This window comes from Rhodopila sp., assembly GCF_035548095.1.
GTDB lineage: Bacteria > Pseudomonadota > Alphaproteobacteria > Acetobacterales > Acetobacteraceae > Rhodopila.
In genome coordinates this window covers 71,978-89,523 of record NZ_DASZUV010000030.1, presented here as the reverse complement: position 1 = coordinate 89,523, position 17,546 = coordinate 71,978, and the positions used below count along the sequence as shown (strand labels likewise).

General features: G+C 64.3%; 13 protein-coding genes. 8 read left to right on the top strand and 5 right to left on the bottom strand.

Annotation, left to right across the window (positions count from 1 at the left end; all coding sequences use genetic code 11):
* Positions 1–79 precede the first annotated feature (79 nt).
* Positions 80–958 (bottom strand): MBL fold metallo-hydrolase, encoded by an 879-nt coding sequence (locus VHC04_RS21445; protein WP_325684776.1) that lies wholly within the window; start codon positions 956–958, stop codon positions 80–82.
* Positions 959–1,079: 121 nt separating this feature from the next.
* Here VHC04_RS21445 and VHC04_RS21440 point away from each other — a divergent pair, with 121 nt between their 5' ends.
* Both VHC04_RS21440 and VHC04_RS21435 read left to right on the top strand, forming a co-directional pair.
* The gene (locus VHC04_RS21440) at positions 1,080–1,595 is read left to right on the top strand and encodes a thiamine pyrophosphate-binding protein (RefSeq protein WP_325684775.1); all 516 of its coding nucleotides are present in this window, start codon (positions 1,080–1,082) and stop codon (positions 1,593–1,595) included.
* A 10-nt stretch (positions 1,596–1,605) separates the two neighbouring features.
* Positions 1,606–2,187: a thiamine pyrophosphate-dependent enzyme gene (locus VHC04_RS21435; protein ID WP_325684774.1), complete on the top strand. Its 582-nt coding sequence runs from the start codon at positions 1,606–1,608 to the stop codon at positions 2,185–2,187.
* Positions 2,188–2,268: 81 nt separating this feature from the next.
* Here VHC04_RS21435 and VHC04_RS21430 read toward each other — a convergent pair whose 3' ends face one another.
* Positions 2,269–3,180, bottom strand: coding sequence for a heme-dependent oxidative N-demethylase family protein (locus VHC04_RS21430; RefSeq protein ID WP_325684773.1), 912 nt, complete (start codon positions 3,178–3,180; stop codon positions 2,269–2,271).
* 75 nt (positions 3,181–3,255) lie between these two features.
* Positions 3,256–4,461, bottom strand: coding sequence for a CaiB/BaiF CoA transferase family protein (locus tag VHC04_RS21425; protein ID WP_325684772.1), 1,206 nt, complete (start codon positions 4,459–4,461; stop codon positions 3,256–3,258).
* A 125-nt stretch (positions 4,462–4,586) separates the two neighbouring features.
* Here VHC04_RS21425 and VHC04_RS21420 point away from each other — a divergent pair, with 125 nt between their 5' ends.
* A complete protein-coding gene (locus tag VHC04_RS21420) occupies positions 4,587–5,816 on the top strand; it encodes an MFS transporter (RefSeq protein ID WP_325684771.1) in 1,230 nt (409 codons plus the stop codon).
* A gap of 12 nt (positions 5,817–5,828) precedes the next feature.
* Here the strand turns inward: VHC04_RS21420 and VHC04_RS21415 are convergent, their stop codons facing one another.
* Complete coding sequence (locus VHC04_RS21415; protein WP_325684770.1) at positions 5,829–7,064, bottom strand: AmpG family muropeptide MFS transporter; 1,236 nt, start codon at positions 7,062–7,064, stop codon at positions 5,829–5,831.
* Positions 7,065–7,067: 3 nt separating this feature from the next.
* Positions 7,068–7,586, bottom strand: coding sequence for a GNAT family N-acetyltransferase (locus VHC04_RS21410; RefSeq protein ID WP_325684769.1), 519 nt, complete (start codon positions 7,584–7,586; stop codon positions 7,068–7,070).
* Positions 7,587–8,044: 458 nt separating this feature from the next.
* Between VHC04_RS21410 and VHC04_RS21405 the strand changes: the two genes are divergently transcribed.
* The 5 genes from VHC04_RS21405 to VHC04_RS21385 all read left to right on the top strand — a co-directional run bounded on the left by VHC04_RS21405 (position 8,045) and on the right by VHC04_RS21385 (position 17,525).
* Entirely contained in the window at positions 8,045–10,261 is a 2,217-nt protein-coding gene (locus tag VHC04_RS21405; protein WP_325684768.1) for a peptidase domain-containing ABC transporter, read from the top strand.
* Entirely contained in the window at positions 10,224–11,636 is a 1,413-nt protein-coding gene (locus VHC04_RS21400; protein ID WP_325684767.1) for an HlyD family type I secretion periplasmic adaptor subunit, read from the top strand. The genes VHC04_RS21405 and VHC04_RS21400 overlap by 38 nt, the downstream gene beginning before the upstream one ends.
* Before the next feature lie 35 nt (positions 11,637–11,671).
* Positions 11,672–13,441 (top strand): tetratricopeptide repeat protein, encoded by a 1,770-nt coding sequence (locus VHC04_RS21395; RefSeq protein ID WP_325684766.1) that lies wholly within the window; start codon positions 11,672–11,674, stop codon positions 13,439–13,441.
* 5 nt (positions 13,442–13,446) lie between these two features.
* The gene (locus VHC04_RS21390; RefSeq protein WP_325684765.1) at positions 13,447–16,425 is read left to right on the top strand and encodes a glycosyltransferase; all 2,979 of its coding nucleotides are present in this window, start codon (positions 13,447–13,449) and stop codon (positions 16,423–16,425) included.
* 104 nt (positions 16,426–16,529) lie between these two features.
* Entirely contained in the window at positions 16,530–17,525 is a 996-nt protein-coding gene (locus tag VHC04_RS21385; RefSeq protein WP_325684764.1) for a hypothetical protein, read from the top strand.
* Positions 17,526–17,546 lie beyond the last annotated feature (21 nt).

Sequence of the window (17,546 nt, the reverse complement as noted above, 5' to 3'; positions counted from 1 at the left end):
CCGAGGGTAGCGGCGCTGCGACAGCCGCGCGCACAACGCAGCTATGCGGCGCCATTACGATCACGGATGCAGAGGCCGATCAGCCGGTGATATATTCACAACGGAACCCGTCGCCCCAGCGCTTCACATAGCCGCGGGATGGCGAGGGGAAATGTGCGAAGCAGCACACCGTGCTGGTGTCGCAATAGGTCTCCAGAAACTTCCACCGTGTCGCCGAACTCTGCAACGGATCATAGTCGATCCGCATCGCCAGATCGGGATACCGCGCCTGCAGCGGCGTATGGATCAGGTCACCGGTGATCACGGCCTCCTTCCCGCCCTTGCCGAGGGTGACCGCATAATGATCGATGGTGTGGCCCGGCGTGGGGATCAGCGAGACCAGGTCGTTCAAGGAATGATCGCTGCGTACCAGATCCGCCCGCTTCGCTTCCAGGATCGGAATCACGCTGTCGGCGATCGGGTACACCGTCTCCTTCTCGTTCTCCGCCAGCCAGAAATCCAGCTCCGTCTTCGAAAACAGGTAGCGGGCATTCGGGAATGTCGGCACCCATTGTCCGTTCTCCAGCCGCGTGTTCCAGCCGACATGGTCGACATGAAGATGCGTACAAAGAACAAAATGGATGTCGTGAACGGTCAGCCCGACATCCGCCAGGCCCTGCATGAAGACATTGTCCTTCTTCATGTGCCACAGAGGCCGGGTGGGACGGTTCTTATCGTTGCCCACACAACTGTCGACCAGGATGTTGTGGCGACCGGTACGCACGATATAGGACTGGAAGCACAGCACCAGCCGGTCCTGATCATCCAGTGCTTCCGGCTTTCGCAGCCAGTCCCGGTTTTCCGCCAACAGGTCCGGTGTCAGCTTCGGCAGGAATTCCAGTGCGGGGGTGAAGCCGCATTCCATCTCGATGATCCGGTGGATCGTCAGGTCGCCGATCCGGAAAGTTGTGGTCGTCATGGATGTCGCTCCCTGGTTCTGTGCAGTGGGATGATGTTAGCTGCGCCCGAAGAGTCCGACAAACCGGGATCCGGCAAACCGGAGTCCGGCAAACCAGGGTCCGACAAGCGGGGAGGCCGGCATGAGTGACATGGCAGCGGCGCTGAGCCCGGAGACGGTGATGCGCCAGATGAGGCAGAACGGCGTGACCGATGTCGTGTGGCTGCCGGACAGTGAGACCAACTGGCTGTATCTGCTGATGAAGGCGGATCCGGCGCTGCGGCTGGTGGGGGTGACCAGGGAGGGGCATGCCTGCTCGATCGCCGCCGGCCTGTTCGCCGGCGGGCGACGACCGATGCTGCTGATTCAGAACACCGGCATGTTGGAATCCGGCGACTCCATCCGCGGCTGGCTGATGGGGCTGAATATTCCGGTTGTCCTGATGGTCGGTTATCGCGGTTACACCCGGCATGGGATCAATATGGACACCGCCGCAACCTATACGGAACGTTTCCTGATGGCCTTCAACATCCCGTTCTTCCTCGTGGAGAATGATGGAGACGCCGATCGGATCAGCCAGGCATTCCGGCTCGCGGACAGGACCCGCCAGCCGGTGGTCGTGCTGGTTGGCGACGAATATCACGGCTTCAACCGGTAGGAAGCGCGCCATGATGCATACGGCAGACCTGCTGGCCGTCTTTTCCCGGCATCGCGGCGATGCCATCGTGATCTCGGGCCGTGGCGGCCGCCACTGGATCACGCAGTCGGACACCGCTTTCGACATTCCCCTTGGCGATCCCGCCATGGGCGGGCATGCCGGGTTCGCCCTGGGCTTGGCGCTGGCACAGCCGGACCGGCGGGTGGTGCTGTTTGATTCCGAGGGCGACATCCTCATGAGCCTGGGCCAATTGCCGACCATTGCCGAACAGGCCCCGCCGAATCTCTATCACTTCATCCTCGACAATGAGGTCTATGCGACGACTGGCGGCCAGCCGGTGCCGAACGCAAAGACGGTGGATTATCCGGCGATTGCGCGTGCCTGCGGCTATTCCCGAGTGGCCGGCTTTACAGAACTTGAGGCCTTCGAGAAGGAGCTGCCCGATCTGCTGGCCGCGGCGGGGCCGGTTTTCGTGGCATTGAAGGTCTGGCCCGAGGTGGAGAACACGCCAATCGGTCAGCGAGTACGCTGGCGCAAGCGGAGCGCGGACAAGGTCATCAGCGATCTGCGGGCGGCGTTAGGGGTGGAATGACCCTGGCGCGCGTAGAAGCGGGCGTGCATCGCGACAACGCGGCCGGTCAGTCCGGGTCGATATCCGGCGGCGATCTCGACCTCAGCCACCCCTCATCTCCGACATGGAAGTCAGCCAGCCCAGCAAGGCGTCCCGGACTGGTCCCAGGCTTTTGTAATGAACGATCGCCGGCGGCAGCGCTCTGACGGCGCTCGCGAGGTCCAGCGCCAAAGTCGGGTCGACGATGCGGCTCAACCTGTACACGTGGACCCGAATGCCGAACAAGACCGCGCCGCTGGTAGGGAGACGCCGCAGCGTCTGGCGCTCGACGCGCAGATACAGGCGATCACCCGCGTTGGCAGGCGTAATGCCCTCGCCACCCTCGGTCCGCCATTTCCCGTCCGGCTGGAACAGCGCCGGGTCATCCAGCACGGACCAATTGAGCCGGCAGGCGATGCGGTCCGCTTTCAGATGGCGCATGAAACGATCGACCGGCCGCGCCAGGCGGTCGGCATAGAGCGGCACCGGTCCATGAACCTCGGCCAGCGGCCCGCCCAGCTTCTCCGACAGGCGCCAGCGACTGGGAAAGCACAGTACCGCGGCCGCAAGCCGGGGCACATCGGATCGTATATCGATCACGCACAGATCTTCCTGGACAAGCCGTCCGGCCACTTCCAGCGGATCGATGGGTGGCGCCGCCAGATCCCATGACTCGCCGGTCAGGCGGTTGTGCAACATCGTGCCGGCACGACTGAACCACTGGGGATAATGCGCCGCCAGGGCGCCGGCAACCAGCTCAAGGGCTTCGCCTCGGGCGACCTCGCTGCCGGGAACCGCAGCAAACACGTCGTGGCGGCGTTGGTCCAGCAGTTCACGCCGCGTCGCCATCTCGGAGGGATAGCGTGTATCCACCTCGAGCCACGCATGTTCCGGGACCGTTATCAGGTCCATCGCCATGCGGTAAGGGCCGGGTTGGAACGGCAGATAGACCGCCTCGGCCGGCAGGGGACGCACGCCGACGCTGGCCGCTCCATCACCCCGCACGGGATCGGCCAGTCAGCCCGAGCGATCCCGTGCGCGGCTGCAACATCAGATGATGCCCTTCTCCCGCAGCCCGGAGATCGTATCCGCGTCGAGTCCAAGCCGCTCCGACAGGACCGAATCGGTATGCTCGCCCAGCAGCGGCGGTGCGAGCCGGTAGTTGGGAGGGGTCTCCGACAGTTTTACCGGGTTGGCGATCACCTTCACGGTCTGGCCGGAACTGTGAGCCATTTCCAGCACCATGTCCCTTGCGACCACATGCGGATCGCTAAACACTTCGGACAATTTGTTGATCGGACCACAGCCGATCTTCAGGGCTTCCAGCCGCTCGATCCACCAGCTGGTCGGATGTTGCTGCATGACCGGGGTCAACGTATCGGTGACAAGCTGCCGGTTGCTGACCCGCGCGGCATTGGTGGCGAAACGTTCATCCTCCAGCAGATGGGTCAGCTCGAAGGCCTCACAAAACCGCTTGAAGGTGGGGTCATTGCCGACCGACAGGACCATATGTCCATCCTCGGTCGGGAACACCTGATAGGGCACAATATTCGGATGCTGGTTGCCCAGTCGCGGGGGGTTTTCGCCTGTCGCCAGGTAGTTCATCCCCTGGTTCGCCAGCCAGGCGACATGTGTATCCAGCATGCCAATATCGATCTGCTGTCCCTGGCCGGTCAGGTCACGGTGGCGCAGTGCGGCCAGGATGCCGATACAGCCATATAGGCCGGCAAACAGGTCCGCCACCGGGACGCCAACTTTCTGCGGCAGCCCGTCCGGCTCCCCGGTCAGGCTCATCACGCCGCCCATGCCCTGGATCAGGCTGTCATAGCCCGGACGCGGAGCATAAGGCCCGGTCTGTCCGAAGCCGGTAATGGAACAGTAAATCAGCCGCGGAAACCGTGCGTGCAACTGCTCATAGCCCAGGCCGTACTTGGCCAGCGCGCCGACCTTGAAATTTTCGACCAGGATGTCGCACTGCGCGATCAGCTTCAGGGCAATGTCCTGACCCTCTTTCTGGCCGATATCGAGAGTGACGGAACGCTTGTTGCGGTTGACGCCGACGAAGTAGGCGCTTTCCTTGGTGTTCGCCATGAAAGGTGGGGCGAAACCGCGCGTGTCGTCGCCGCTGCCAGGCCGCTCGATCTTGATGACGTCAGCGCCCAGATCGGCCAGCATCTGCGCGCAGGTCGGTCCTGCCAGCACGCGGGTGAGGTCAAATATGCGCAAGCCTTTCAATGGGCCGGTCGGGTCTGTCATGTTCTTCTCCAGATGCCGGCGGTTTTTGCCCGGCTTGATGCCCGCCGATCATAAATCAGCCTCTTTCAAAGAACCAATCCCATGATAGTCTGGGCACTCGACGGCATGACCAGAACAGGAAAAGAATGAATTACGACACGATAGAAAGCCGCGGATCTTGGCGTATCGCCATGATTTCCTTGGCAATTCTATCGGTGTCTTTCGGCGCGCCCTTGATTATTGTTGTTGGATTGAAACAAATACAGGCAGTGACCGGAATCGATCGCGGCGTGCTGTCCCTGGCCAGCGCCCTGGTCTGGCTCGGCAACGGCGCGGGCGGCATCCTGATGGGATGGCTGGCCGACCGGATCGGGCTGCGCGCCGTGGTGACATGCGGGATCACCATGATGGCCGGTGGCCTGGCATTGTCCAGCCTGGGGTCGGTCTGGGCACTGTGTGTCGGCCACGGATTGCTGATCGGCTTCCTGGGCAATGGCGCACTCTATGCGCCCCTGACCATCTATGTCAGCCGGTGGTTCGACCGGCGGCGCGGCACGGCGCTGGCGCTGATCGCGTCGGGACAATATGTTGCGGGTATCATCTGGCCGACACTGATGGAACAGGGCATTGCCCGGTTCGGCTGGCAGCCGACCATGTTCTGTTTCGGTGGAATGGTGCTGGCGCTGCTGCCGCTGGTTCTGCTGCTGCGCCGCGCACCGGAGCCGCTGTCGGCCGGGCCCGCGCGCGGCGGCGCGCTGACCGGCGGCCTGGTGCTGGGCCTGCGGCCAAACACGGTCATGGTGCTGCTGTGCATCGCCGCGTTCTGCTGCTGCGTACCCATGGCACTGCCCGCCTCACACCTGGTCGCCTACGCGGGCGATCGCGGCGTGTCTCCATCGCGCGCCGCGGCGATGCTGTCGGTGATGCTGTTCTGCGCGTTCTTTTCACGCCAGGCCTGGGGTGTCTTCGCCGACCGGTTTGGCGGACTCTGGACATTGCTGGCGGGTTCAGCCGCCCAAGCCTTGGCGAATGGAGCCTTTGCCCTCATGCACACGCAGGCGGGACTGTTCTCGGTGGCGGCCATCTACGGGCTGGGCTTCAGCGGGATCATTCCCGCCTATTCGGTGACAGTACGCGATCTGTTCCCATCGCGGGAGGCATCCTGGCGCATTCCCACATTGCTGTTCACCTCGATGGCGGGGATGGCGTTCGGCAGCTGGTTCGCCGGCTGGCTCTACGATCTGTTCAGCAATTACATGATGGCCTTTGCCATCGGCGGGGCCTTCAATGCCGTCAATCTGCTGCTGCTGGGACTGCTGGTGATCCGACTGCGCCCTTCGGCTGGAGAGCGGCTGACAGTCAGCCCGGCCCGCTAGCCACCCGCGCGATTACTGGGCCGGCTTCGGCACGGCCGCCGTGCGTTCCCGCCGCAGCAGCACCAGCATCAGCAGCATGCCCGGCACCGCCGCCGCCATGCAGACCGTGTAGAACAGGGTCCAGCCCAAGGATTTGGCCATGACACCCGAAATGTTGCCGATCGTGTGAATGGCGAGTTGGGGCACCGAGGACAGCAAGGCGTATTGGGTCGCGGCAAACGCACGCACACACAGGGCGGACAGGAAAGTCAGGAAGGCGGCGTCCGCCATGCCTTGAGCGAACGCCTCCACGGCGACCGTGCCATACAGCATGGCCAGATTGCCCGGCGACAATGACAGAAGCACATACATGGCCATCGCCAGCGTCTGCGTCCATCCGGTGACCAGCAAAGCCCGCCCCACGCCGATCCGCGCGACCAACCAGCCGCCCAGACTGATCCCCGCCAGCGTGCCAAACATGGAAAACGGCCCGATGCCGGCGATGGCGGGCTTGTCGAAACCCAGTGAGCGGTAGAATGGCGCGGTCATCAGGCCGGCCAGCGCCTCACCGAGCTTGAACAGGGCAACGAAGGCCAGAACCAGCCCGGCCGATGGCCGGGCGAAGAAGCTCAACACCGGCTCGACCACCGCATCTCGCAAACGAGGCCTTGGCGCCGCCGCCTGTTCCTCCCGGGTCGCGGCCAAGGTTACCAGAACCCCGGCGCCGATCATTGCCGCCACGACAACCAGCGCCGCATGCCAGCCGGCGATGCTGGCCATCGCGATGACGCCCGACATCGATACCAGCATGGCGAGCCGGTAACCCCAGACATAAACGGCCAGCGCGACGCCCTGCCGCTCCTCGGGAAAAGTCTCGATGCGCCACGCATCGATGGCGATGTCCTGCGTCGCCGACAAAATGGCAACGCCAGCGGCGGCTGCGACGGCCGCCAAAGGAGTGCGGCTCGGATCGGACAAAGCCAGCAGAAGCGCGGCGATGCAAAGCAGCGGCTGCACCAGCAGCAGCCATCCGCGGCGGCGGCCGAACCGGCCGGACAGGCCCAGTGGCGGCGCTTGATCCAGCAGCGGTGACCACAGGAACTTCAACGAATAGGCCAGCCCGATCGAGGTGGTCAGCCCGATCACCGTCAAGCCGACGCCGACCTCGGACAGCCAGTAGCGGAACGTGAAGCCCGACAACGGCAGCGGCAGCCCGGACACGAACCCATATGCCGTCATCGCCGCCAGGCGGCGATCCAGTCTCCGCATCGATCAGCTCGGCAATGTCGAGTCCCCACGTCCAAGCGGCCGCTGCATCGTCACGACATCGATCCACCGTCCGAATTTGATGCCGACCGACTTCATGGTGCCGACCATGTGGAACCCCAGGCTGGCATGCACCCCGATCGAGCCGACATTCTCCGAGTCGCCGATCACCGCGATCATCTGGCGAAGTCCCTGCGCGGTGGCCAGCTCGATCAGCTTGCTCACCAGCGCCTTGCCCACACCCTGGCCACGAACATCGTCCCTGACATAGATGCTGTCCTCCACGGCGAACCGATAGGCAGAGCGTTCGCGGAACGGCCCATAATAGCCGTAGCCCAGAACGCCGCTGGCATCGCAGGCCACCAGCCAGACAAAGCCCTTGTCGACGATTTTGTGGAAGCGCTGCGACATGTCTTCCACCGAAGGCGGCTCTTCCTCGAACGTGCCGGTGCCGTGCAGCACGTGATGAGCATAGATTGCCTGAATATCCGCCACATCGGCGTCCGTTGCGCTGCGTATGTCCATGCCGACTCCGCCTGTCCTGAGCACGGGGACAATAGGCGGACTCCTTCCACATGGCGACAGGCGGAATGCGTCTCAGTTCTGGTGAAGCATCCCCTGCACTGCCTGCCCACGGTGCCGTGAGCAACATTTTTGTTGGTTCCAGCGGGGGCATCCGACATAATCCGGGCCATCGACAGGCCATCCAAGGTCGACGGCCGCGGGGATGCTGAATTTTTAGGACTATACCATCGGCAATTGTGCTGCCGGATGCGGCGGTGGGGCATCCGTGATAACAACCAAGGGTGGAACGGCATCCTGTCTCGATCGGACTCGGGACTGGCTGGCGTTGCCCGGCGTACTATTCAAAGGGTTCGCGCGTGGACATATCTGACGGTCATCTGCCCGGACCCTTGGGCAACGATCGGTCCGCCAATCAGGTGGCACGGACGAGTGCCGATGGCGGTGGAGCGGGTGTCGGCATGTCCTCGGCCGCTGGCGGGGCGGGTTCGGGGCCGATCCATCCGCGCCTGCTCGCGATAATGATGGCCGCCCGCTATTATGGGCTGGAGCTTGACCCTGCCGAATTCCGCCTCGGGACCGGGGAAACCGTGCCGACAGCGGCAGCCTTGTCGCAATGGGCGCAGGATGCCGGCATGTGGTCACGTGCCCTGCGGCTGCGCTGGAAGCATCTGTTCAGCGTGACCGGCGCAGGCCCGGTTGTGCTGCTTTTCAATGACGGGTCCGCCGGACTGCTGACCGGCTCCAACGTCGAAAGCAAGATCGTCCTGGTCCGCGACCCACGGGCTCCTGACGCCGAACCGCCGATACCGGTCGATGAGATGCGGCTGACCGAGGTCTGGAGCGGTGAGGCGATCCTGCTGCGCGCCGATCGTTCGCAAGCGGAGGCGGATCCGCCTTTCACCTTGCGCTGGCTGTTCAGCGTGGTGATGAAGCAGAAGAAAAGCCTGCGCGACCTGCTGATCGCCTCCTTCTCGATCAGCATGCTGACCATCGTGCCGCCGCTGATTGCCATGCAGGTCTTCGACCGCGTGATCGCTCATCGGAGCTACTCGACGCTGTTCCTGATCTCTGCTGTCGTCGCGGTACTGTTCTTCTATGAAACACTGCTGGGTTTTGCCCGGCGGCTGATAATCGTGGTCCTGGGTGCCCGGATCGACGCGACGTTGAACATCCACGTGTTTAACCGGCTGATCCGCCTGCCGCTGGACTATTTCGAACGGCATCCGGCCGGCGAGACGATGTACCGGGTCGCGCAGATCAATACGATCCGGCAGTTCATCACCGGCAAGCTGATGACGACATTGCTCGATTTCATTACGCTCGTCGTGCTCCTGCCGCTGCTGTTCTACCTGAATTCCACCCTGGCCTGGATCGTGCTGGTCTGCGCCACGGCGATCATGCTGATCATCCTGGCCTTCCTGCGGCCGATCCGCCTGGTCTTCATGCGTGTGATCCGCGCGGAGACAGAGCGGAATGCCGTCCTGGCAGAATCCATCTTCGGCATTAAAACGGTAAAGGCCCTGGCGCTGGAGCCACAACGCAAGGCCCTGTGGGACGAAAAGGTCGCCGAGGTCGGCAAGTGGCGCACCGCGCTGGGCAAAATCTCCAACTGGCCGCAGACCCTGGTGACGCCGCTGGAACGGTTCATGTGGGTCGGCATCCTGCTGGTAAACGCCTACCTCGCGCTCTCCCTGGGCACGTCCTACCAGGTCGGCGCCATGATGGCCTTCATGATGCTGTCCCAGCGCGTCAGCTCCCCCTTGGTGGGCCTTGCCCGGCTGGTGGAGGATTGGGAAGAGATCGGTGCCGCCATGGGCCAGGCCGGCGAGGTGCTGAACCGCCCGCTGGAACTCGACGCGGCGTCCGGCGGCATCCGTCCGAAATTCTCCGGCGCGGTGACGTTCGAGGACGTCACCTTCACCTACCCCGGCACCAAGATCCCCGCCCTAGACCGGGTCAGCTTCTCGGTGCCGGCCGGGACCACGCTGGGCCTGGTGGGACGGTCCGGCTCCGGCAAGTCCACGGTGGCTCGGCTGCTGCAGGGCATCAACCGCGAATATTCCGGTTATGTGAAGATCGACGGCGCCGACCTGCGAGAGATCAACCTGCGCCACCTCCGCTCCAGCTTCGGCGTCGTGCTGCAGGAGAACTTCCTGTTCCGCGGCTCGATCCGGGAAAACATCCTGGCCGGCCGGCCCGGCCTGACGCTGGAGGACGCGATCCGCGCCGCCCGCCTGGCCGGCGCCGAGGAATTCATCGAGCGGATGCCGAACGGGTATGAGACCTATATCGAGGAAGGTTCGCCTAACCTGTCGGGCGGACAACGCCAGCGCCTCGCCATCGCCCGCGCGCTGATCACAGATCCGCGGCTGCTGATCCTGGATGAGGCGACCAGCGCGCTCGATCCGGAATCCGAGGCGCTGGTGAATGCCAACCTGGCGCGGATCTCCCGCGGCCGGACGATGTTCATCGTCTCTCACCGCCTGTCGTCACTGGTCGACTGCGACAACATCCTGGTGCTGGAGCGCGGCAGGGTGCTGGACATGGCACCACACGCCATCCTGCTGGAGCGCTGCGCGGTCTACCGCACGCTGTGGAACCAGCAGAACCGCCATCTTTATTCGGAAAATGCAGGCCATGCCGCTCTTGCCCCGTCCCTCGTCCAAGGCAGTTAGCACGGTCCCAACGGATCGGACGGACCCGACGCTTCCCGCCATCCTGGAATACCAGTCGCCGTCGACGGCGATCATCAACATGCCGATGCCCGCCATCGCGCGGAACATCACGTTGACGATCTCTTCGATGATCCTGGTACTGATGGCCCTGGCGGGACTGATCAAGGTCGACCAGGTGGTTGTCGCGCAGGGCATCGTCATTTCCAAAGCGCCGACCCTGGTGGTGCAGCCACTGGAAACATCGATCGTCCGCTCGATCGAGGTCACGGTCGGAGAAACGGTTCACGCCGGGCAGGTGTTGGCGCGGCTGGATCCCACCTTCGCCGCCGCGGACATGGGTGCGTTGACAGCGCAGGTGTCGGCGCTGCAAGCGCAGGCCTCCCGCATGCAGGCGGAACTGGATAATCGGCCGTTCACTTACAGTGGCATGGACCCGAACCTGACCTTCCAGGCCGCCGTCTATGCGCAGCGGCAGTCGGAATTCAACTTCAAGATGGAGAATTATCGGCAGAAGGCCGAAAGCCTGGCGGCTACGATCCAGCGAGCCAATGCCGACATCACCAATTATACGGACAGGTTGAAATACGCGAAGACGTTGGAGGACATGCGCCGGGATCTGGAGCGCATGAATGTCGGCTCCAAACTCAACACGCTGGCCGCGCAGGACAACCGGGCTGAGATGCAGCGGAATCTGGACAATGCGCGCGACACCGCGACGGGCGCGCAGCGCGATCTGGCCGCATTGATCGCCGAGCGGAACGCTTTTGTGCAGAGCTGGCACAACGACGTGGCGGAGAAGCTGACCGACGTGCTGCAGAAATTGTCGGACGCGCGCGAGCAGCTGAACAAGGCCCAGCTCCGCCGTCAGCTGGTTGAGCTGCGTGCGGAGCGCGACGGCACCGTCCTGACGATCGGCAAGGTATCCGTCGGCTCCGTGCTGCAAGCGGGCGAACAGTTCATCACCATCGTCCCGTCCGATGCGCCGCTGGAGATCGAAGCCAACATCGCTGGCCGTGACGACGGCTACGTCCATGTCGGCGATCCGGTGACCGTCAAGTTCGACACCTTCCCCTACACGCAGTATGGCGTCGCGCACGGTGTCGTTCGCCTGATCTCGGCAAACAGCTTCACGCCGCGGGACGATGAACGGAACCCGACCGGTGCGCTGCCGATCACCAGCGGCTCGAACACCGAGGTCTATTTCCGTGCTCGGATCACGTTGGACAGCATCGACCTGCATGACACACCCCCGCATTTCCACCTGGTGCCCGGCATGCCGATTACCGCGGATATTCGGGTCGGTAAGCGCACGCTGGTTGGGGCGGTTCTGAACCGTATCGTACCGTTGGCCACCGAGGGCATGCGGGAGCCGTGAGGCCCCGCTCCATCGCTTAGTCCGGACACACGCGCATGGCGTTGATCGACAAACTGACTGCCGGCTTCTCCCCCGCCGCATCCTTGCGGCGGGCGGTGAAAATGATCGAGGAAGGGGACGTCAAAGGCGCCTTCCCCTTGTTGTCGAAGGCGGCGCGGGCGGGGATTCCGGAAGCCGAATTTCGTATCGGCCGCTGCTACCTGGAGGGTTCCGGCGTACCGCCAAGCCGAGCCGAAGGGGTGAGGTGGGTCGAACGTGCCGCAACCAAGGGCTACGTGGAGGCGCAGGCACTGCTCTCCACGCTTTGTCTGCACGGCATGGCTGCTGAAACGACAGGCACCGGCTTGTTCGGTAACCAGGCAAACGGTGAGGCCGATTTCGAGAATGCCGCCAGATGGGCGCGCCTCGCGGCCGAGGGCGGGTCGGCTGAGGGTCAGGCCGTGCTGGGCTACATCCTCTCCAACGGCCCGGAAGCGTTCCGCAACCTGGCCGAAGGCGATGTATGGTACCAGAAATCCGCCGAAGCCGGTTGTCCACAGGGTCAGCTAGGCTACGCGATGATCCTGGCACGCGATACCAGCAAGCCGGAAACCCAGGCCGAACTGCTGCGCCATCTGCGCGAAGCGGCGGAGAAGGGTCTGTCCACCGCTCTCTATTTGTGGGGCATGGTGAACGAGCGGGGCATGGGTGTTCCACAGGATCGGGTGGTCGCGGCCAATTGCTATCGCCAGGCCGCGCTGAAAGGCCATCGCGGCGGCCAGGCGCGCTGGGGATATGCACTGTTGGAAGGCAATGGTGTCGATCCCAATCCGATCGAGGGCGAGTCCTGGCTGCGCCGCGCCGCACTGGCAGGCGATGCGGAGGCGGCGGCACTGGTCGGCGATATCTACGCCAAGGGCGGTCACTTGCCGCCCAATTATGCCGAGGCCGCATCCTGGTTCCGGCGGGCCGCTGATGCCCAGCATCGAGGGGCCGCCAGGGCGCTGGCGATGCTGTACCTCACTGGCGCCGGCGTTCCGCGCGACCACGATGAAGCAGCGCGCCTGCTCCGCATTTCCGCCGACGGCGGCGACGGTCATTCCCAGGCCGATCTGGGTAACTTGCTGCTGCGGGGTCACGGCAACGAGCAGGACTCGATCCGTACCCGCGAATGGTTCGAGCAGGCTGCCGCGTCGGGCGACCTGATCGCTGCATTCAACTTCGGCGTCTGCCTCGCCGAGGGCGTAGGCATCGAGCGCGATGACCGCAAGGCGGCCCAGTGGTTGCGGCGCGCCGCCGACGGAGTGGTCAACGCACAATATTGGTACGGCCGTATGCTGGTGGAGGGCAGGGGCGTCGAGCCGAACCCCGAGGAAGGGCGCCTGTGGATCACCAAGGCAGCCGATGCCGGCATGATCGAGGCCGAAGTCATGCTGGCCGACATGATGCTGACGGGGCGGGGCGGCACCAAAGACCACGCCACCGCCCTGACGCTGTTCATGCGTGCGGCGGAACGGGGGCATGTGGGCGCCATGTTTGCTGTCGGCGCCATGTATGGCGGCGGTCACGACGTGCCGATGGATCGGGTCGTCGCCCAGCATTGGTTCGAAACCGCGGCCGAACGCGGCCATCCCTATGCCCAGATGATGCTGGGACGCTACCTCGCCCGCAACCTGGCGGGCGTTCAGGATATCGAGAAAGCACGCCGCTGGCTGGAGCGGGCACTGGCGCAGGGCATGCAGGACGCGAAGGGTGATCTCGCCGCCCTGCCGGCAGCGGCGCCCGCTGAATCCCGAGAGGTTGCAACCCAGGTCGCCGGCGACTGACGGCGATGACCCGGCGGGCTGACCGACCGTCGTCCCGCACCGAGGATTCCCGGGCGGAGCTTGCGCACGCCGCCGTTGCTCTGGGCCATGCCGCCCTGGCGACCGGGGACATCGAAAACGCCCTGCGTTGGCTGGACCGCGCGCACCGCCTGGTTCCGGCCGATCCCAATGTGAAGCTGACGCTGGCCAGTGCGTGCCTCGATTGCGATCCGGGCAAAGCGGCCCGACTCTTCCAGGATGTCGCGGACCAGCACGACATCCGTCACGCCTGGTTCGGGGTGGCCGCAGCCCGTTTGCGGCAGGCCGGACCTGCGGCCGCGGCCGAGGCCCTGGCAACCGCACTTTCGCGCCATATCTTCGTGTCCGATATACAAGCGCTCGGCACCCAGATCGCGGTGCCGCCGATCGCGCCCGGGTGGTGCGGCCTGAGTTCGGACGGCAAGGTTGTCGTCGGAGCAGCATCCTCGACCGCGACACACGTGGAGATCCGTCTGGATGGCCGCGTGGTGGCAAACCAGCACCTTCCGAGGGGCTGGCAGCGGCATGCCAGGCTGGATGTCAGCATCGAGGGCACGCCGGCTCTCGGCAGCCCAATCCTGATCGATCGAATGACCCGGGTTGCCGGCTGCGTCGAAGCGGTGGATGGCGGCTTGGCCGGCTGGGCGTGGCATCCGGCCGACCCGGACCGCCCCGTGACACTCACGCTGCGCTGCGACAAGTCCCATCGCACACATGTCATTCAGGCCACGACGGAATCCGGTGAGGTGCCGCATGCCGGTCCCCTTGCCCGGCCGCGCGCCTTTGCCGTTTCGAGGTCGGAGCTGGCCTGGGCGAGGGGACCGATCCACGTCACCGGGGCTGATGGACGGGACCTGCTCGGCAGTCCGATCGATCCATCGGCTGAGGGAACGTGGCACGCCGAGGCCGCAACAGTTTTGGCGATGCGCTACCCGGCCGCAGGGCCACGGGCCAGCAGAAAGAAGACAAGGCTCCACGCTCCAGTATTCGTTCCGCTACGGGTTGATGCGCCGGTTCCATGCGCGCCGATCGGTGCCGATCGCCGCCGTCGCGGCGTCACTGTCGTGATTCCGGTGCATAATGGCGGACGGATCGCGATCGAATGCCTGGACAGCGTCCTCGCTGGCACCGGCAAGGATGCGCGTATCATCGTCGTCGATGACGGCTCGACCCAGGAGGACGTCGTCGCGGCTCTCGACGCTCTCGCTGCCGACAAGAGCATCCGCCTGATCCGGCATCGCACCGCCCTGGGCTTTCCGGCCAGTGCCAACGCAGGCATTGCCGCAGCCGCAGGTCGCGATGTCGTCCTGCTGAACAGTGACACCCTGGTGCCGTCCGGCTGGTTGGAACGCCTGCGGGAAGCCGCCTACAGGGCCGCCGATATCGGCACCGTGACACCTTTTTCAAACGACGCGACCATCCTCAGCTATCCGCACCGGGATGGCGACAACCCGCCGCCCGACCAGGCATCCGTCGACCGGATCGATGCCGCTGCACGCAAGGCGAACGCCGACCAGATCGTGGATCTTCCTGTCGGGGTCGGCTTCTGCCTTTATCTTCGGCGAGACTGCCTGACGGCCACCGGCTCTCTGCGCCCCGACATTTTTGCCCAGGGGTACGGCGAGGAAAATGATTTCTGCCTCCGCGCCCGCCGCCTTGGATGGCGTCATGTCGCCTTGACCGGATTGTTCGTCGGTCACCATGGCAGCATCAGCTTCGACCCGATGGCACTGCACCTACGGCGGCGAAATGCACGATTGCTGGACCGGCTGCATCCCGGCTACGACGCGCTGGTGACCCGTTTCCTCTCGCGGGATCCATTGGCCGATGCACGCCGGCGGCTGGACGAGGTCCGCTGGCGGGCGGCAAATCGGCGCGGCCAAAGCGCTGTCATCCTGGTCACCCACGACCATGGAGGCGGTGTCGAACAGCGGGTGATCGCGGCAATCCGTGACTGCCAGGCGTATGGACAGCGCGCCATCGTGCTGCGCCCGGCAGTGCGGTCCGACGGCGAAACGGCCGTGACGGTGCATGATGGCCTCGCTCACGATTATCCGAATCTGGTCTACGCCCTGCCGCGTGAACTGCCCGCCCTGCGGCATCTGCTGCGGGGCACGCGCGTGATACGGGCGGAGGTTCATCACCTGCTCGATCACCATGTCGGCTCGATCGAGCGGTTCCTTGCCGGCCTGACCGCGCCGTATGACGTACATATTCATGACTACGCGTGGTTCTGCCCTCGCCTGTCCTTGTTGGGACAGCAGGACCGTTACTGCGGTGAGCCCGAGCTACCGGACTGTGCCTCCTGCATTGCCGACCTTGGCCATTACATGAATGAGGACCTGTCGGTGGAGGCGCTGCGGGCCCGATCGGCGGCATTTTTCGCGGCGGCCAGAACCGTCATTGCTCCGTCGGAAGACACTGCGACCCGGATGCGGCGACATTTTCCAACTCTGTCGCCTACCGTCGTCCCGCACGAGAATGATGAGGCTACCCCGTTTCCGCCAACGCGGCGCCGCGCAGGTCGGTCAAACGGGCGAATCCGCATCTGCGTGGTGGGGGGGATCGGCAAGCACAAAGGCTACGACGTACTGCTCGCGTGCGCCCGTGACGCGGCGAGGCGCAGTCTGCCCTTGGAATTCGTTCTTGTGGGTCACAGCATCGACGATGCGCGCCTTCTGGCCACGGAACGGGTATTCATCACCGGACCCTTCCGTCCTGAGGAAATCGTCGCGCTGATCCGGGCACAACATGCGGATCTGGGGTTCGTGCCATCGGTCTGGCCCGAGACCTGGTGTCTGAGCCTGGGCGATATCTGGCGCGCCGGCTTGCCCGCGGTCGCCTTCGACCTTGGCGCACCGGCTGAAAGAATTCGCCGCACAGGTCGGGGCTTCGTGCTACCGTTCGGCTTGATTTCGAGTTCCATCAATAAGGCGCTGCTTGCGGCAGCAGGAGCGGATCATTAAGGATGTCTTAAGCTCATTCCATATTTCTAGCGATCGCGGCGCCGCCGGCGCCATCTGACACATGACAAACCAACCAAACCAGATCGAGAGGTCAGAATAATCGCATGTCCGAAGCCGTGAGCGCCGAAGTGGCGGCTGCCCGACCGTATCAACCAAAAGTGCCGGAAGCCTCCGCATCGTCAGATCGTATCGCAGAGCTTCGCGTCACCGCGCATCTTATGACGCTGGAGACCGGCCTCTACTGCATTTTTCCGACGCCCGGCAGCCCTGAGGCTGATCCGCGCACCGGCCTTCCCGGCGTTCGCGTTACCCCGGCCCCTGGCTTGGCGGGCAGACCGGAAGCGGTCAGCGTATCAACATTTCGCGAGGACGGCTGGCTGAACGGGACCGCGGCATTGGTTCGCGTCACCGACGGCAGTGCGCAAATTCTGGTGTCGATCTATCAGAACCCGCGCCACGCCGCGGACGCAGCCCCTCGGCTGCAGGTGTTGCGTCTGAGCAAGGAGCCGAACGGAGCCGCCGCCCCGCAGGACATCGCCGCGGCGAAGCCTGTCGATGCCAGTCCCGCCCAGGCTGCCGAACCAGCTTCGAGTGCCGAACCGGAAGTCATGGCGCACGTCCAGCGGATTGGGGATGTCGGCCGCATGCTGGGCGAATGGGTTGGCACCAAGGGCAGTAAGAACTGGATCGAAGGCTTCGGCATGGCGCCACACGGCCCTGTCAAGCCGGAAGACATCGAATATCAGGGCGTTCTGGGCCGCAACTGGCTATCTCCATGGGTGGAAGGCGGTAAGTACTGCGGCAGCCGTGGCATGGCTTTGCCGTTGCTGGGTATCAAAGTTCGCCTGAAGGGCGAAGCGGCCGATGCCTTCGAGTGCAGCTATTCGGCAACGTTCATCGATGGTACTGCAATTGGCCCGGTTCGCGGCGGTGAGACATGTGAGGCGGAAAGCCTGGCGCCGCTGGAGGCATTTCAGATCCATATCCGGCCTCGCGGAAGCGCCACGGCACCACGCAAGTCTGCCGCAGAGCCCAAGGCCACCGACACAAAGGTGAAAGTGCCGGCCAGGGCAAAGGCCAAGACACCATCGAAGCGCTGAAGACGGTATCTTCGCACGTTC

What these genes read in the sequence shown, in the direction of transcription:
- VHC04_RS21415 (WP_325684770.1), bottom strand. Translation starts at nt 7,064, where the DNA reads ATGCGGAGACTGGATCGCCGCCTGGCGGCGATGACGGCATATGGGTTC.
- VHC04_RS21405 (WP_325684768.1), top strand. Translation starts at nt 8,045, where the DNA reads ATGTCCTCGGCCGCTGGCGGGGCGGGTTCGGGGCCGATCCATCCGCGC.
- VHC04_RS21420 (WP_325684771.1), top strand. Translation starts at nt 4,587, where the DNA reads ATGAATTACGACACGATAGAAAGCCGCGGATCTTGGCGTATCGCCATG.
- VHC04_RS21445 (WP_325684776.1), bottom strand. Translation starts at nt 958, where the DNA reads ATGACGACCACAACTTTCCGGATCGGCGACCTGACGATCCACCGGATC.
- VHC04_RS21410 (WP_325684769.1), bottom strand. Translation starts at nt 7,586, where the DNA reads ATGGACATACGCAGCGCAACGGACGCCGATGTGGCGGATATTCAGGCA.
- VHC04_RS21435 (WP_325684774.1), top strand. Translation starts at nt 1,606, where the DNA reads ATGATGCATACGGCAGACCTGCTGGCCGTCTTTTCCCGGCATCGCGGC.
- VHC04_RS21395 (WP_325684766.1), top strand. Translation starts at nt 11,672, where the DNA reads ATGGCGTTGATCGACAAACTGACTGCCGGCTTCTCCCCCGCCGCATCC.
- VHC04_RS21390 (WP_325684765.1), top strand. Translation starts at nt 13,447, where the DNA reads ATGACCCGGCGGGCTGACCGACCGTCGTCCCGCACCGAGGATTCCCGG.
- VHC04_RS21385 (WP_325684764.1), top strand. Translation starts at nt 16,530, where the DNA reads ATGTCCGAAGCCGTGAGCGCCGAAGTGGCGGCTGCCCGACCGTATCAA.
- VHC04_RS21440 (WP_325684775.1), top strand. Translation starts at nt 1,080, where the DNA reads ATGAGTGACATGGCAGCGGCGCTGAGCCCGGAGACGGTGATGCGCCAG.
- VHC04_RS21425 (WP_325684772.1), bottom strand. Translation starts at nt 4,461, where the DNA reads ATGACAGACCCGACCGGCCCATTGAAAGGCTTGCGCATATTTGACCTC.
- VHC04_RS21400 (WP_325684767.1), top strand. Translation starts at nt 10,224, where the DNA reads ATGCCGCTCTTGCCCCGTCCCTCGTCCAAGGCAGTTAGCACGGTCCCA.